This window comes from Streptomyces sp. ISL-66 (assembly GCF_018614135.1).
GTDB lineage: Bacteria > Actinomycetota > Actinomycetes > Streptomycetales > Streptomycetaceae > Streptomyces.
Genome location: NZ_JAGGOW010000040.1, coordinates 1 through 14,216 on the forward strand (window position 1 = coordinate 1; position 14,216 = coordinate 14,216).

Below are 14,216 nucleotides of genomic sequence, written 5' to 3' on the forward strand. Positions count from 1 at the left end.
TCTGGACTCCAGACAGGACCTAAGGCGACGGGGGATTCCAGCGTGGTCGTCACAGTGAGACTTCCTCTCTCGACGCTTGGGGCCTGGTTACGCGGCGGGCGGGTGCGGGAACGTCTCGCCGCCCTCCTTGTCGCCGGGGTCGGTCATCGCTTCACCTCCTTCGGTTGATCAGGGGGCTCCGGCTTTCCCTGGTGCCGGAGCGTTGCCCTCACCGCCCAGGGCGGCACCCCGGCAAAGGGGCGGACCGGGGGGAGAACCTGAGCACGTCAACTCAGACGGGACACGTCGTGTCCCTGTTCAAGCCTTGTCCGGTCGGGGGTCTACCTGTCTCCCGTCGGGAGGGCGGCGGTGACAGGATTCTGAGAACGGCTCAGCGAGCCAAGGGGTCCCGCAGTGCTTCCGCTATCTGCTCCACCACGTCAGCCGGGACAGTCCCGAGCTCGACGTAGGCGCGACCGGTCTTCGTGACCACAGGCCGAACGCTGCTCCACGCGGCCTCAGGGACATCCAGCGCAGCCAGAGCCGCGCGTATCGCCTCGGCGGCGTCCGTGGCCCGGGTCCAGCTGTCTCGCCACGTCTGCATGTCCATCACGCGGCCACGCTCACGCTCGGGCACTCGTTCGCGTGTTGGTAGATCACCACAGGAGAGGCCGAGGCCCGCTCGATGGCACCCCGGCGAACCGGCTCAAGGGGTTTGATGCCTTGCCGACACGCAGAGCACCGGCTTCCCGTCGGTGCGTAGGTCACGTACTCCCACAACTGTTCCGCCAACTGCGTGGTGCCCGTCATGGCGCCCTCCCGATCGCTTCCGAGGTCGATGGAAGGACCCTAGGAAGTGAGCAGTGCCGGGCTCCACAAACTTGCATGAGCTTGCACAGCAATTCGCTTGGTTGGTAGCACTATTGACGCTGTCTCTGCTGCTCAGCCAAGCTCATGCAAGCCCCAGCAAGCACCTAGACCAGGGAGCCAGCCATGGCCGTAGAGTTCGTCGGAATCGACCCCAACACCGACCGGGACCACTGCCCCACTGTGTGGGCGGACGCGGAAGCTCAGGAGATCTTGTTGCAGGGATGGAAGCCGAGCCCCGAGACTCAGACGGAGTGCGAGGGGAGCAGCCCCGCGAACGGTCCGGTGCCCGACAGTGAAGCCATCGTCAGGATTCCGGCCCGGATGATCCCGATGATCAGGGAGGCGTGTGATGCCGTCGAGCGTGCCCAGCTTCGCTGAGCTGCTTGGCCGGTGCGAGCGGTCCGCCGTCCATCTGGAGTTGCGTGATTCCTACGCCCCAACGGACCGGTTCGAGGCATGGAAGCGGGGCGAGCGGATCAATTGGGAGGACCGCGAATCCTGGTGGCATCCCTATGACCAGTTGATCACGGATACCGTGGCCCGGGGCGTGGCGATCCGCCGGGCCCGGGTGATCTCCGAGCCCGTATCGGAGTACATCCGCTGGGAGCATTACGTCACTCACGCCAACGTCACTGCGGGTGAGGAGGTCCGGTGGCTGCCACGGCGACGGTCCACGAGTATCCCCCTGCCGGGGAATGACTTCTGGCTGTTCGATGGTGCGTTTCTCCGGGTGCACCACTTCTCGGGTGACGGGGTGGTGGTGGAGGACGAGATCACGGCCGACCCGGAAGCCGTGAAGCTGTGCTCCAACGCCTTCGAAGCGGTCTGGGAGCGAGCGATCCCGCACCACCTGTACGAGATCTGACGAAGGCCGGCTCCATGCCCACACACCCCTCTTCCAGCGTGCAGAAGGCCCGCGAAGACCTTGCCGGGCGGCTGCGTGAGATCCGGAAGGATGCGGGGATCAGCGGGCGGGAGCTGGCTGTCAGGTGCTGCTGGTCCGAGTCGAAGTCGTCCCGGATCGAGAACGCCAAGACCCCTCCCTCCGACGCGGACATCAAGGCGTGGTGCCTGGCCTGCGCCGCTGACGATCAGGTCCCTGACCTGATCGCAGCAAACAGGCAGTCCGCCGATGCTCATGTGCAGTGGAGGCGACTCCAGCAGAGCGGCCTCCGTCGCCTGCAAGAGTCCACAGGCGACCTGTACCAACAAACCAAGATGTTCCGGGTCTACGTTTCCGACGTGATCCCCGGATTCCTCCAGACGCCCGGATACGCCGCCGCCCTTCTGTCGTCCATCGCGGACTTCCGGGGAACCCCCAACGACGTGAGTGACGCCGTGGCGGCCCGCATAAGGCGTAACGCGGTGCTGAGCAACGGCGCACGCCGGTTCTCGTTCGTCCTGGAGGAGTCAGTGTTGCGGTACCGGCTGTGCAGCGCCGAAACGATGGCGGCACAGCTTGGCCACCTGCTCGGGGTCATGGATCTCCAGAACGTCGCCGTGGGGATTGTCCCGCTCTCTACGCAACGGACCGTATGGCCCATGCCCACCTTCACGATCTTCGATGACACCAAGGTGCACGCGGACACGCTGGATGCCGCTTCCACCCTCACGCAGCCTAGCCAGGTCGAGCTGTACGTCCGAGCCTTTGAGCGGCTCGCACAGGGGGCAGCGCGGGGAGCTGCGGCACGATCTCTCATAGCGGGGGCGTTGGCGTCCCTGGACTGAGTCCGGTGGCGGCCAGCAGGAGGCTCTACTGCCCGGAGCTGGACCGGTTGACCACGTGACCAACGCATGACCAACAGCGGTCCGGAACAGGCAGAAACAGCAGGTGAGCGGGGCCAACCGTGGCAGCCCCGGAGGCCTTCACAGGGGTATTCATGCAGGTCAGGGAACTAACAAGCTGGTGCCCGAGTGGAGAGTTCAAGTCCCCCCTCGGACACCAAGCGAAAACCCCACTTCACGTGGGGTTTTCTGCGTTGGGGGGCCGCGCTCCCGGCGGATCGGCCGCGGCCGGGTGGGGATATTCTGCTGGGGTGAACCAGAATCTTCCCCCTTGTCCCACATGTTCCTGTGAGTACACCTACGAGATGGACGCGCTCGTGGTGTGCCCCGAGTGCGGTCACGAGTGGGTGCCCGCCGAGGGCGGTACGGACGGCGCCGAGGGCGGCGGGAGCCCCGGCGAGCGGGTCGTGAAGGACTCCGTCGGCAACGTGCTCCGGGACGGCGACACCGTGACGGTGGCCAAGGCGCTCAAGGTCAAGGGCAGCCCGTCGGGGATCAAGGCCGGCACGAAGGTGCGCAACATCCGCCTCGTCGACGGGGTCGACGGCCACGACATCAACTGCAAGATCGACGGCTTCGGCGCGATGCAGCTGAAGTCAAGCGTGGTCAAGAAGGCCTGACCGGTGCCCGGGCGACCCGGAACGAAGAGGAGAGGGACCCCGCCTCGGCGGAGTCCCTCTCGTCGTACCGCGTCCCGGTCAGCCGCGCGGGGCGTGCGGGGCGTGCGGGGCGTGCGGGACCTGCTCCACCGACTCCGCCGCCTGGTCGAGGCGGAAGGCCTCGTTGCCCAGGCCGATGCGGGCGTGGACCTCGGGGCGGGTGGAGCGCAGGACCAGGCCGTACGCCACGCCCACGACGGCCGCGGCGGCGATGATCCCGGGCAGGACCCAGCTGAGGGCGGAGCCCTCCTCGGCGCCGACCAGGACCCCGAAGTCCTTGACGGTCCAGAAGGCGATGCCGAGCAGCGCGAGGCCCGCGAGCCCGGCCGCGACCAGGCGCCAGACCTGGGCTCCGGCGGTGCCGCGGCGGACGAAGAAGGCGATGACGGCGAGGGAGGCGGCGGCCATCAGCAGGGTCACGCCGAGGGCGCCGACGCTGCCCATCCAGGTGAACAGGTGCAGGACGGGCGCGGTGGGGTCGCCGGTCGGCAGGTCGTCGGTGAACGCGAAGGCGAGGACGACGACCACGGAGACCACGGTCTGCAGGAGCGAGCCGGTGGCGGGGGCGCCGGTACCGGCGTTGGTGCGGCCGAAGGAGGCCGGGAGCAGGCCCTCGCGGCCCATCGCGAAGGCGTAGCGGGCGACGACGTTGTGGAAGCTGAGCATCGCCGCGAACATGCCGGTCACGAACAGGACGTGCAGGGTGTCGGTGAAGGCGCCGCCCAGGCGGCTCTCGGTGAGCTGGAAGAGCAGTCCGGGGCCGGCCTCGGCGGAGGCCTTGACCACCTCGCCGGGGCCGGTGGCGACGGTGAGGGCCCATGCGCTGAGCGCGAAGAAGAGGGCGACGAAGCCGACGGCCAAGAACATCACCCGGGAGACGACGATGTGCGGCTTGCTGGTCTCCTCGGCGTACACCGGGGACTGTTCGAAGCCGACGAAGGCGGCGATGCAGAAGCACAGGGCGGTGCCCAGTCCCGCGCCGCCCAGGGTCTCGGGGTTGAACGCGTGCAGCGAGAGGCCGTCGGGCCCCGGCTTGCCGAGGGCGGCGAGGTCGAAGACGACGACGAGGACGACCTCGATGAGCAGGAGGAGGCCGATGACCTTGGCGTTGAGGTCGATCTTGAGCCAGCCGAGGGCGCCGGTCAGCACGACGGCGGCCAGGGCCGGTATCCACCAGGCGAGTTCGATGTCGAGGTAGGTGGCGAAGAGGCCGGAGACCTCGAAGCCGAGGATGCCGTAGACGCCGACCTGCATCGCGCTGTACGCGACGAGGGCGACGAGCGAGGCGCCCGCGCCGGCGGTGGGGCCGAGCCCGCGCGCGATGTAGGCGTAGAAGGCGCCGGCGTTGTGGACGTGGCGGCTCATCTCGGCGTAACCGATGCTGAAGAGCGCGAGGACGGCGCCGAGGATGACGAACAGCAGCGGCTGTCCGACGATGCCCATGACGCCGAAGGTGGTGGGCATGACGCCCGCGACCACCATCAGGGGCGCGCTCGCCGCGAGTACGGAGAGCAGCAGGCCGGCAGTGCCGAGGCGGTCGGCGCGCAGGGCACGGTCCTGGCCCTTGTACGTGCGGATCTCGGCCGGGCCGGCGGGGCCTGCCGGGTCCGTGAGCGTGGTGGATCTGCCCGTCGGCATGGCGGGTCGTCCTTTCGGGGCGGGGACTGAACGGGGCTGAGCGGGACTGAGCGGGGCTGAGCGGGACTGGTCCGGGGTCAGGCGGTGCCGAGCGCGGCGCTGCGCGCGGCGAGGAAGGCCTTGTGCGGGTCGAGGTCGGGGTAGGACCACGGGGCGCGGGTGGCGTGGCTGCCGATGCGGTGGAAAAGCGCGGCGGCTTCGGCGGGGCGGCCCTCGCAGAGCTTGGCGTGGGCCAGGAAGTTGAGGTCCACGCGGTTGCGCGGGTGGTCCTCGCGCTCCCATTCCAGCCACCAGTCGAAGGCGGACCGCAGCACCTGGCGGGCGCGGCGGCCGGACCAGTGCTCGGTGATGCCGCCGGGGGTGTGCCCGTGGACCGAGGCGAGGACCCGGTAGCGCTCGGCGTGGGCGATGACGGGGAGCACGGCGAGCGGGGAGTCTGCCGGGGACTCCTCGGCGGCCCAGGCGGCGAAGTCGTAGACCTCGTGGAGCGGGTCGTGGCCGGCGCCGGGGGTGCGTTCCGCGAGTTTGGAGACCATCAGGTGGTGGGCGTGGTGGTGCTCGCGGTGGCGGGCCCGGACCTGGTCGAAGTGGCGGCTGAACTCCTCTTCGGTGCCGAAGGCGCGGGTGAGGAGGAGCAGGCCGAGCCAGGGGGTGGGGTCGGCGGGCAAGAGGGCGGCGGCCCGGCGGCAGGCTTCTTCGGCTGCCTCGGGGGTGCCCTTGCGGCGCAGGGCGTTGAAGACGGCCGCGCAGGCGAGGAGGGTGACGGCGTCGGCGCTCTCCGGTTCGGCGAGCAGCCATTCGCGGGCCCAGGCGGTGGCGGCCGGGGTCTCGGCGAGGACGACGAGCCGGTGGCCGCGGCGGTCCCAGTCGTCGCCGGTGGTGACGAGGAGGGAGCGCGCCTTCGCCCAGCGGCCCTGGGTGAACTGGGTCCGCACGTCGACGAGTTCGGTGTCGCACAGCGCCGGGTCGAAGAGCTGGGCGTCCCGCTTGCGGGCGCGGCCGAGGGGCGGCGGAGGCGGAGACATCCGCGGATTCCCTCCAGGACGCGGGCGGTTGGACTGTGTTGCCGGATGATCACACACAGCAAAGCGGTACGCACAGCTCCGAGTCAAGGTCCAGTCCACTGCGTGGCCAGTTTCAACTGGTCCTGTGATCCACCCAGTTGAGACGGTTGTTCGGGTTCGCGCCGGGTCGCTCCGGGTTCGCGCCGGGTTCGGCCCGGCCCCGGCCCGGCCCCGGCCCGGTCCCGCGTGGGGTCGTAGAGTGGGATCCATGACCGCGTACGAGGACCTCCCTCCCGCTCTGTTCGCCTTCCCGGGGCCGCTGCGCGACGCGCTGGTGGCCGCGGTGCTGAGCGGGGCCAAAACCACGACGACGGGGCTCCTGGCCGACTACGAGGCCGCGGGAGACCCGCTGCCGGTAGCGGGTGACCTGAAGGCGGTCATCGACTCCGCCGGGTGTCCGGTGGGTGTCATCGAGGTGACGGACGTACGGGTGCTGCGGCTGGCGGAGGTGGACCTGCGGCACGCCCTGGACGAGGGCGAGGGGTATGCGTCAGTGGCTGAATGGCGATCCGTTCACGAGGGGTTCTGGCACGGCCCGCAGATGCGGGAGGCCCTCGGCGACCCGCACTTCACGGTCGCCGACGACACCCCGGTGGTGGCGGAGCGGTTCCGCCTCGTCACCCTCCTGCCTCAGGACACGGCCGCCCCGGCGGCGCGGCCCGCCGCGCGGCCCGAGAAGATGCAGCCGCCGAGGAACGTGCCCTCCAGCGCGCGGTAGCCGTGGACGCCTCCGCCGCCGAACCCGGCGGCCTCGCCCGCCGCGTAGAGCCCGGGCAGCGGGTCGCCCGTGTCCGTGAGGACGCGGGAGGAGAGGTCGGTCTGCAGGCCGCCCAGCGACTTGCGGGTCAGGATCGAGAGCCGGACGGCGATCAGCGGGCCCGCCGCCGGGTCCAGGATCCGGTGCGGGGCGGCGGTGCGGATCAGCTTGTCGCCGAGGTACTTGCGGGCTCCGTGGATCGCGGTGACCTGGAGGTCCTTGGTGAAGGGGTTGGCGATCTCCCGGTCCCGGGCGACGATTTCACGGCGCACCGTTTCCTCGTCCAGGAGTCCTTCCTTCGTGACCGCGTTCATGCCGCGCACGAGGGCGGAGAGGTCCTTCTCCACGACGAAGTCGACGCCGCTGTCCATGAAGGCCTTCACCGGCCCGGGGACGGCCTGCCGGGCCCGGTCGATGACCCCGCGGACCGACTTTCCGGTGAGGTCCGGGTTCTGCTCGGAGCCCGAGAGTCCGAACTCCTTGCCGATGACGCGCTGGTTGAGGACGAACCAGGTGTGGTCGTGGCCGGTCTTCATGATGTGGTCGAGCGTGCCGAGGGTGTCGAAGCCCGGGAACAGCGGTACGGGCAGCCGCTTGCCCGTCGCGTCCAGCCAGAGCGAGGAGGGGCCGGGCAGGATGCGGATGCCGTGCTTGGCCCAGATCGGGTTCCAGTTCTCGATGCCCTCGGTGTAGTGCCACATCCGGTCCTTGTTGATGTGGCTGGCGCCCGCGGCCTCGGCGATGCCCAGCATCAGGCCGTCCACGTGCGCCGGGACCCCGGAGAGCAGCCGCTCCGGAGGGGTGCCGAGACGGGCCGGCCACTGCTTGCGCACCAGGTCGTGGTTGCCGCCGATGCCGCCGCTGGTCACGATCACGGCCTGGGCCCTCAGGGAGAACTCCCCGGTGGCCTCGCGGCCGCTCGCCGTGCCCCGTACGGCGTCGCAGGGGGCCAGGACCTCGCCGGTCACGGTGTCGAGCGTGCCCGTCGTGCGGGAGAGCCCGGTGACCCGGTGGCGGAACCTCAGCTGGACGAGGCCGCGGGCCACCCCGGCCCGTACGCGGCGCTCGAAGGGCTCCACCAGCCCGGGGCCGGTCCCCCAGGTGATGTGGAAGCGTGGGACGGAGTTGCCGTGGCCGTTGGCGTCGTAGCCGCCGCGCTCCGCCCAGCCGACGACGGGGAAGAAGCGGACGCCCTGGGCGTGCAGCCAGGGGCGCTTCTCGCCGGCCGCGAAGTCCACGTAGGCCTCGGCCCAGCGGCGCGGCCAGGCGTCCTCCTCGCGGTCGAAGCCGGCGGTGCCGGACCAGTCCTGGAGGGCCAGCTCGCGGGTGTCCTTGATCCGCATGCGGCGCTGCTCGGGCGAGTCGACGAAGAACAGGCCGCCGAAGGACCAGTGCGCCTGCCCGCCGATCGACTGTTCGGGCTCCTGGTCGAGCAGGATGACCTTGCGGCCGGCGTCGACGAGCTCGGCGGTGGCCACGAGACCCGCGAGTCCGGCCCCGATCACGATCACGTCTGCGTCGTACGTCATGCGAAACCCGTCCTCCGTCGGTGGTGGGGCGATCCTTTGCTACGGAGCGGTAACCAGTCAACAGGAGTGGGAGAACGAAGCCATGAGCGCGGCCGACGAGGTACTGGACGTGGTGGACCGGGAGGACCGGGTGACGGGGCGGGCGCGGCGCGGGGACGTGTACGCGGCCGGGCTCATCCACCGGTGCGTCTTCGTACTGGTCCGGGACGGTCTGGGACGGGTCTTCGTCCACCGGCGGACCGCGTCGAAGCTGGTCTTCCCCTCGCACTACGACATGTTCGTGGGCGGGGTGCTCGGCGCCGGCGAGAGCTACGCGCGGGCCGCGCTGCGGGAGGCCGAGGAGGAGCTGGGGGTGGCGGGGCTGGCGCAGCCGGAGCCGCTGTTCAAGTTCCTGTACGAGGGCCCGGGCGGTGCCTGGTGGTCGTACGTGCACGAGGTCCGCTGCGAGCTACCGGTCCACCCGCAGGTCTCGGAGGTGGCCTGGCACGCGTGGCTCCCGGAGGAGGAAGTGGCCGAACGGGCCGCGGACGGTTCCTGGCCGTGGGTGCCGGACGGGCTGGAGGCCTACCGGCGGCTGCGGGAGTTCCGGGGGCCGGCGGACGTCCGGTCGGAGCGCCGGTAGGGCGGGGCCCCAGTAGATTGGCCGGGTGATCGACTTCGTCAAGGACGTGCGGCTCTGGTTCGCCCCCGAGCGGGTGAAGGAGGAGGGCGAGACCCCCGACTACCGTTTCTCGCTGGCCAACGAGCGCACCTTCCTGGCCTGGATCCGGACCGCCCTGGCCCTGGTCGGCGGCGGGTTCGCCGTGGACCAGTTCCTGCCCGACCTGCGGTGGGGGGTGCGCGTCGGGATGGCGTTCGCGCTGCTCGCGGTGGGCGCGGCCTGCGCGCTGCGGGCGGTGAACCACTGGATGCGGTGCGAACGGGCGATGCGGCGCGGCGAGGACCTGCCGCTGTCCCGGTTCCCGGTGGTGCTGAGCCTGGGAGTGGGGCTGGTGGCGGTGGCGATGGTGGTGGTCGTGCTGCTGGGCTGGACCACGGGGCGGTGAACACCCCGGCCGGGGCGGACGCCCGTGACGCCGGGCTGCAGCCGGAGCGGACCCGGCTCGCGTGGCGGCGTACGACGCTGTCGTGCTCGGTGACGGCCGTGCTGGCGCTGCGCCACGCCCTGCACGGAAGCGGCTCCCCGGTGGCGCTGGCCGGGGTGGCGGTGATCGCGCTGCTCTGGGTGGCGTTCCTGTGGGTGGCGCACCGGCGGGTGCGGGGGCTGGCGGCGGCGCGGCCGGGCGCTCCTTCGCCGGGTGCGGTGCTGGCGGCGACGGCGTGCACGGTGGCGTTCGCCGTCTTCGCGATGGCGCTCATCGTCTGAGGGATCAGCATCGGGGCGCTCATCGTCCGACCCGACGAACCGATGATCCGCCTTTGCGCGCCACTCCGGCGCGCAGCGGACACAACGGGCGATACGGGCCCGTCCCCCACTAGCCTCGGCGCCATGACGACCATGCACCGAGAGCACCCCACGGACGAGCACGCGCACGGTCCGGACTGCGGCCACACGCGGGTCGAGCACGGCGACCACGTCGACTACGCGCACGACGGACACCTGCACCGCGAGCACTCCGGCCACTGGGACGAATGCGAGCCGGCCGCGCACACCGAGCACGTGGCCCACGCGCACGCGCACGGCTCGGACTGCGGGCACGCGTCCGTCCGGCACGGGGACCACGTCGACTACCTGCACGACGGCCACCGGCACGCCGAGCACGACGGCCACTACGACGACCACTGACGGGGCCTGACGACCGCGCCCCCGCCCTCCCCCCGCGCCGCCGCGACTGACAGGATGCCGACGGCCCGTCACAGCGACCCGGGGAGCACGCGGATGCCCGTAGCAGAGCCGTACCTCGTCCAGCCCGCGGCCGGGGTGTACGCCTACGTGCAGCCCGACGGCGGCTGGTGTCTGAACAACGCCGGCTTCGTGACCGGCGGCGGGCGGACCCTGCTCGTGGACACCGCCGCCACCGAGCGGAGGGCGCTGGCCCTGGGGGCCGCGGTGGAGGCCGCCGGGGCGCCCCTCCCCCGCACGGTGGTCAACACCCACCACCACGGCGACCACACCTACGGCAACGGCGTGTTCGCGCCCGGGGCGCTGGTCCTGGGGCACGAGAACGCCCGGTCCGAGCAGCTCGCCGCCGGGCACCAGTTGGAGATGATCTGGCCGGCGACCGATTTCGGCGCGATAGACATCACCGCGCCCGACCTGACGTACAGCGACCGCATGACGCTGTACGTCGGGGAGACCGAGGTGCGGGTCATCCACCCGGGCGTCGCGCACACCACCGGCGACTCGATCGTGTGGCTGCCCGAGCAGCGCGTCGTGTTCACGGGGGACCTGGTCTTCGCGGAGGGCACGCCGTTCCTGGCGATGGGCTCGCTGGCCGGGTCGCTGCGGGCGCTGGAGCTGCTGCGCTCGCTGGGCGCGGAGACGGTCGTACCGGGCCACGGCCCGCTGACGGACCCCGGCGCCTACGAGGCCACCGAGCGCTATCTGCGGTACGTGGCCGAGCTCGCCCGGGAGGGCCGCGCGAAGGGGCTGACCCCCCTGGAGGCGGCCCGGCAGGCCGATCTCGGCGAGTTCGCGGCCTGGCGGGAGAGCGAGCGGCTGGTGGCCAACCTGCACCGGGCGTACGCGGAGCTGGCCGGGGAGCCGGAGGGCGTCCCGCTGGACATCCTGGGGGTGCTGCGGGACATGACGGTGATGAACGGCGGGACGCCGATCCTCTGCCACGCCTGATCCGGGCGGCCGGCCGGAGGTGTTTCTTCGACTCGCTTTCTTCGGCCCGCCCCTGGACGGCATACCGACTGGTCGGCATGATGGGTCGCGTCCGTTCCGTCACCGACAACTCCGTACGGAGGTGCGCACCATGACCGCAGCGCCGCCATCGCCATCGGCCCCATGCGGCCCGCGAGGCCTCGATCTGGAGCGGCTGCGAGGCCATCTCGACCGAGTACGGCCGGGCCTCGTGGCCGGGCCGCTGACCGGCCGGCTGATCGAGGGCGGCCGCTCGAACCTGACCTACGAGGTCGGCGACGGCGGCTCCCGCTGGGTGGTGCGCAGGCCGCCGCTGGGCCACGTACTGGCGACCGCGCACGATATGCGGCGCGAGCACCGGGTCATCGCCGCCCTGCACGGCACGGCGGTCCCGGTGCCCGAGCCGCTGCTGCTCTGCGAGGACGAGTCGGTGCTGGGAGCGCCGTTCTACGTCATGGAGTACGTGGACGGGGTGCCCTTCCGCACGGCCGGCCAGCTGGCCGCGCTCGGCCCCGAGCGGACCCGCCGGGCGGTACTGGGCCTCGTGGACACCCTGGTCGACCTGCACGCGGTGGACCCCGAGGCGGTGGGGCTGGGCGATTTCGGCCGGCCCGAGGGCTTCCTGGACCGGCAGCTGCGGCGCTGGGGCAAGCAGCTCGCGGCCTCCCGGGGGCGGGAACTGGCCGGGATCGACGAACTGCACGGCGCGCTCGGCCGCGCCCTGCCGGACTCCCCCGCGCCCACGGTGGTGCACGGGGACTTCCGGCTCGACAACGTGCTGATCGGGGGATCCCCGTCCGGCACCGACACGATCCGGGCGGTGCTGGACTGGGAGATGTCCACCCTCGGCGACCCGCTGACCGACCTCGGGCTGCTGGTGATGTACAGCTCCGACCTGGGTCTGACCGACTCCCCGGTCAGCACGACCAGCGGCGCACCCGGCCACCCCTCGCCCGCCGAGCTGATCGAGCGGTACGCGGCGCGCTCGGGCCGGGACGCCTCGCGGATCGCCTGGTACACGGCCTTCGCGTGGTTCAAGCTCGCGGTGATCCTCGAGGGCATCCACTACCGCTTCACGCTCGGGCAGACCGTCGGCGCGGGCTTCGACCGGATCGGCGAGCTGGTTCCGGTCTTCATCGAGCACGGTCTGACCACCCTCCAGGAAGGCTGAGGAGCCACGATGGATTTCGCATTCGACGCCCGGACCGAGGAACTGCGCGGACGGCTGCTCGCGTTCATGGAGGAGTACGTCTACCCGGCGGAACCCGTCGCCGCCGAGCAGCGCGCGCGGCTGGCCTCGCCCTGGGACACCCCGGCCGTGTTCGGTGAACTGAAGGCCGAGGCGCGCCGTCAGGGGCTCTGGAACCTCTTCTTGCCGGATGCCGAGTACGGCGCCGGTCTCACCAACGTGCAGTACGCCCCGCTCGCCGAGATCACGGGCCGCAGCCCGCACCTGGCACCGATGGCGACGAACTGCGCGGCCCCGGACACCGGGAACATGGAGCTGCTCGCGCAGTTCGCAAGCGAGGAGCAGAAGAAGCAGTGGCTGGAGCCGCTGCTGGCCGGGGAGATCCGGTCGGCCTTCGCGATGACCGAGCCCGAGGTGGCCTCCTCGGACGCGACGAACATCGAGACCCGGATCGAGCGGGCGGGTGAGGAGTACGTGGTCACCGGCCGCAAGTGGTTCATCTCCGGCGCCATGAACCCGGATTGCAAGGTCTTCATCGTCATGGGCAAGACCGACCCCGACGGGGCCGACCCGCGCCGCCAGCAGTCCATGGTCCTGGTCCCCCGCGACGCCCCGGGCGTCGAGGTCCGGCGGGCGATGACGGTGTACGGGTACGAGGACCACGACCACGGCGGCCACGCCGAGGTCGTCTTCGACGGGGTCCGGGTCCCGGCGGCGAACCTGATCGGCGAGGAGGGCGACGGCTTCGCCATCGCCCAGGCCCGGCTGGGGCCGGGCCGGATCCACCACTGCATGCGGCTCATCGGGATGGCGGAGCGCGCCATCGAGCTGATGTGCCGGCGCGCGATCGGCCGTACGGCTTTCGGCAAGGAGCTGGCCGCGCAGGGCGTCGTGCAGAACTGGATCGCGGACGCCCGGGTGACGGTCGAGCAGCTGCGGCTGCTGGTGCTGAAGACGGCCTGGCTGATGGACACGGTCGGGAACCGGGGCGCGCACACGGAGATCCAGGCCATCAAGATCGCGACTCCGCGGGCGGTCGTCGGGATCCTCGACCAGGCGGTGCAGCTGCACGGCGCGGGCGGGGTGAGCCAGGACTTCCCGCTGGCCGAGCTGTGGGCGGCGGCGCGGACGCTGCGGCTGGCGGACGGGCCGGACGAGGTGCACCAGCGCTCGCTGGCGTACCGGGAGCTCAAGCAGTACCGGGGCTAGCGTCCCAGCGCGCCTCGGCCGGTCCGTACGCGCGCGGGCCGGCGGGCTACACCGACTATCCCGCGCTCCTACGGGCGCAGCGCCCGTAGGAGCAGGTCCGCGAGGTGGTCGGCCACCTGCTGCGGGGTGAGCGGGCCGTCCTCCCGGTACCAGGTCGACAGGTGGTGGACGGAACCGAAGTGGTAGTCCACCACCAGGTCGGCCGGGGTCGCGGTGGAGAAGACCCCGGTGCGCTGGCCCTCCTCGACCAGCGCCCGGAACCGCTCGTGGTAGCGCCGGCGCTCCGCCCGCACCTGCTTGAACTTCTCCGGGCTCAGCTGGTGCATCGACCGGAAGAAGATCGACGCGTCGTCGAGGTTCTCGATGGTGGTGACCACCACGTCGGCGGCCGCGGCGCGCAGCCGCTCCTCGACGGGCGCACCGGATTCGGCCACCGCGTCGAGCCGCTGCTGCTGGAGCCGCAGCATGCGCGCGTACACCTCGTGCAGCAGATCGTCCTTGGAACCGAAGTAGTGGTAGAGCGCGCCCTTGGTGACCCCGGCCGCCTCGACGATCTCCTGCACCGAGGTCCGGTCGTAGCCGCGCTCGGCGAACAGCCTGGTCGCGACGGCCAACAGCCGCTGCGGTACCGGGGCCTCGTGTGCGCCGACGGTCTCCGTCGTGGTCCTGGCGGCCATGGCGCTCGCCTTCCTTTCGTGATCCCTCGCGTCGACCCGGCCCGCGGCTCT

General features: G+C 71.3%; 15 protein-coding genes and 1 pseudogene. 12 read left to right on the plus strand and 4 right to left on the minus strand.

The features are described from left to right. Positions 1 to 972 precede the first annotated feature (972 nt). From J7E97_RS09200 to J7E97_RS09215, 4 genes are all read left to right on the plus strand, one after another. The gene (locus J7E97_RS09200) at positions 973 to 1,227 is read left to right on the plus strand and encodes a hypothetical protein (RefSeq protein ID WP_215024319.1); all 255 of its coding nucleotides are present in this window, start codon (positions 973 to 975) and stop codon (positions 1,225 to 1,227) included. After that, positions 1,199 to 1,714, plus strand: coding sequence for a DUF6879 family protein (locus J7E97_RS09205; RefSeq protein WP_215024322.1), 516 nt, complete (start codon positions 1,199 to 1,201; stop codon positions 1,712 to 1,714). Before J7E97_RS09200 ends, J7E97_RS09205 begins: the two co-directional genes overlap by 29 nt. 14 nt (positions 1,715 to 1,728) lie before the next feature. Beyond that, positions 1,729 to 2,577, plus strand: a complete 849-nt coding sequence (locus J7E97_RS09210) for a helix-turn-helix transcriptional regulator (protein WP_215024324.1) — start codon at positions 1,729 to 1,731, stop codon at positions 2,575 to 2,577. Between the two features lie 308 nt (positions 2,578 to 2,885). Beyond that, complete coding sequence (locus tag J7E97_RS09215; RefSeq protein WP_308346436.1) at positions 2,886 to 3,254, plus strand: zinc ribbon domain-containing protein YjdM; 369 nt, start codon at positions 2,886 to 2,888, stop codon at positions 3,252 to 3,254. A gap of 78 nt (positions 3,255 to 3,332) precedes the next feature. Here J7E97_RS09215 and J7E97_RS09220 read toward each other — a convergent pair whose 3' ends face one another. Together J7E97_RS09220 and J7E97_RS09225 are read right to left on the minus strand one after the other, a co-directional pair. Beyond that, positions 3,333 to 4,931, minus strand: a complete 1,599-nt coding sequence (locus J7E97_RS09220) for an APC family permease (RefSeq protein ID WP_215024325.1) — start codon at positions 4,929 to 4,931, stop codon at positions 3,333 to 3,335. 77 nt (positions 4,932 to 5,008) lie between these two features. Next, positions 5,009 to 5,956, minus strand: coding sequence for a hypothetical protein (locus J7E97_RS09225; RefSeq protein ID WP_215024327.1), 948 nt, complete (start codon positions 5,954 to 5,956; stop codon positions 5,009 to 5,011). A 247-nt stretch (positions 5,957 to 6,203) separates the two neighbouring features. Between J7E97_RS09225 and J7E97_RS09230 the strand changes: the two are divergent. Further along, positions 6,204 to 6,623 (plus strand): annotated as a pseudogene (locus J7E97_RS09230) (ASCH domain-containing protein); the annotation flags it as partial. Between the two features lie 2 nt (positions 6,624 to 6,625). Here the strand turns inward: J7E97_RS09230 and J7E97_RS09235 are convergent. Then, a complete protein-coding gene (locus J7E97_RS09235) occupies positions 6,626 to 8,281 on the minus strand; it encodes an FAD-binding dehydrogenase (RefSeq protein ID WP_215024331.1) in 1,656 nt (551 codons plus the stop codon). 82 nt (positions 8,282 to 8,363) lie between these two features. Here J7E97_RS09235 and J7E97_RS09240 point away from each other — a divergent pair, with 82 nt between their 5' ends. From J7E97_RS09240 to J7E97_RS09270, 7 genes are all read left to right on the plus strand, one after another. After that, positions 8,364 to 8,903: an NUDIX hydrolase gene (locus tag J7E97_RS09240; RefSeq protein ID WP_215024333.1), complete on the plus strand. Its 540-nt coding sequence runs from the start codon at positions 8,364 to 8,366 to the stop codon at positions 8,901 to 8,903. A 25-nt stretch (positions 8,904 to 8,928) separates the two neighbouring features. Continuing rightward, a complete protein-coding gene (locus J7E97_RS09245; RefSeq protein WP_215024335.1) occupies positions 8,929 to 9,327 on the plus strand; it encodes a DUF202 domain-containing protein in 399 nt (132 codons plus the stop codon). After that, positions 9,324 to 9,647 (plus strand): DUF202 domain-containing protein, encoded by a 324-nt coding sequence (locus tag J7E97_RS09250; RefSeq protein ID WP_215024337.1) that lies wholly within the window; start codon positions 9,324 to 9,326, stop codon positions 9,645 to 9,647. Before J7E97_RS09245 ends, J7E97_RS09250 begins: the two co-directional genes overlap by 4 nt. Before the next feature lie 123 nt (positions 9,648 to 9,770). Further along, positions 9,771 to 10,067 carry a hypothetical protein gene (locus tag J7E97_RS09255; protein ID WP_215024339.1) on the plus strand — a complete coding sequence of 99 codons (297 nt, stop codon included), beginning with the start codon at positions 9,771 to 9,773 and terminating at the stop codon, positions 10,065 to 10,067. 93 nt (positions 10,068 to 10,160) lie between these two features. After that, the gene (locus J7E97_RS09260; protein ID WP_215024341.1) at positions 10,161 to 11,072 is read left to right on the plus strand and encodes an MBL fold metallo-hydrolase; all 912 of its coding nucleotides are present in this window, start codon (positions 10,161 to 10,163) and stop codon (positions 11,070 to 11,072) included. Positions 11,073 to 11,202: 130 nt separating this feature from the next. Further along, complete coding sequence (locus tag J7E97_RS09265; protein ID WP_215024343.1) at positions 11,203 to 12,261, plus strand: phosphotransferase family protein; 1,059 nt, start codon at positions 11,203 to 11,205, stop codon at positions 12,259 to 12,261. A gap of 9 nt (positions 12,262 to 12,270) precedes the next feature. Beyond that, positions 12,271 to 13,488: an acyl-CoA dehydrogenase family protein gene (locus J7E97_RS09270; RefSeq protein ID WP_215024345.1), complete on the plus strand. Its 1,218-nt coding sequence runs from the start codon at positions 12,271 to 12,273 to the stop codon at positions 13,486 to 13,488. Between the two features lie 68 nt (positions 13,489 to 13,556). Here J7E97_RS09270 and J7E97_RS09275 read toward each other — a convergent pair whose 3' ends face one another. After that, positions 13,557 to 14,165, minus strand: coding sequence for a TetR/AcrR family transcriptional regulator (locus J7E97_RS09275; protein WP_215024347.1), 609 nt, complete (start codon positions 14,163 to 14,165; stop codon positions 13,557 to 13,559). Between the last annotated feature and the right edge of the window lie 51 nt (positions 14,166 to 14,216).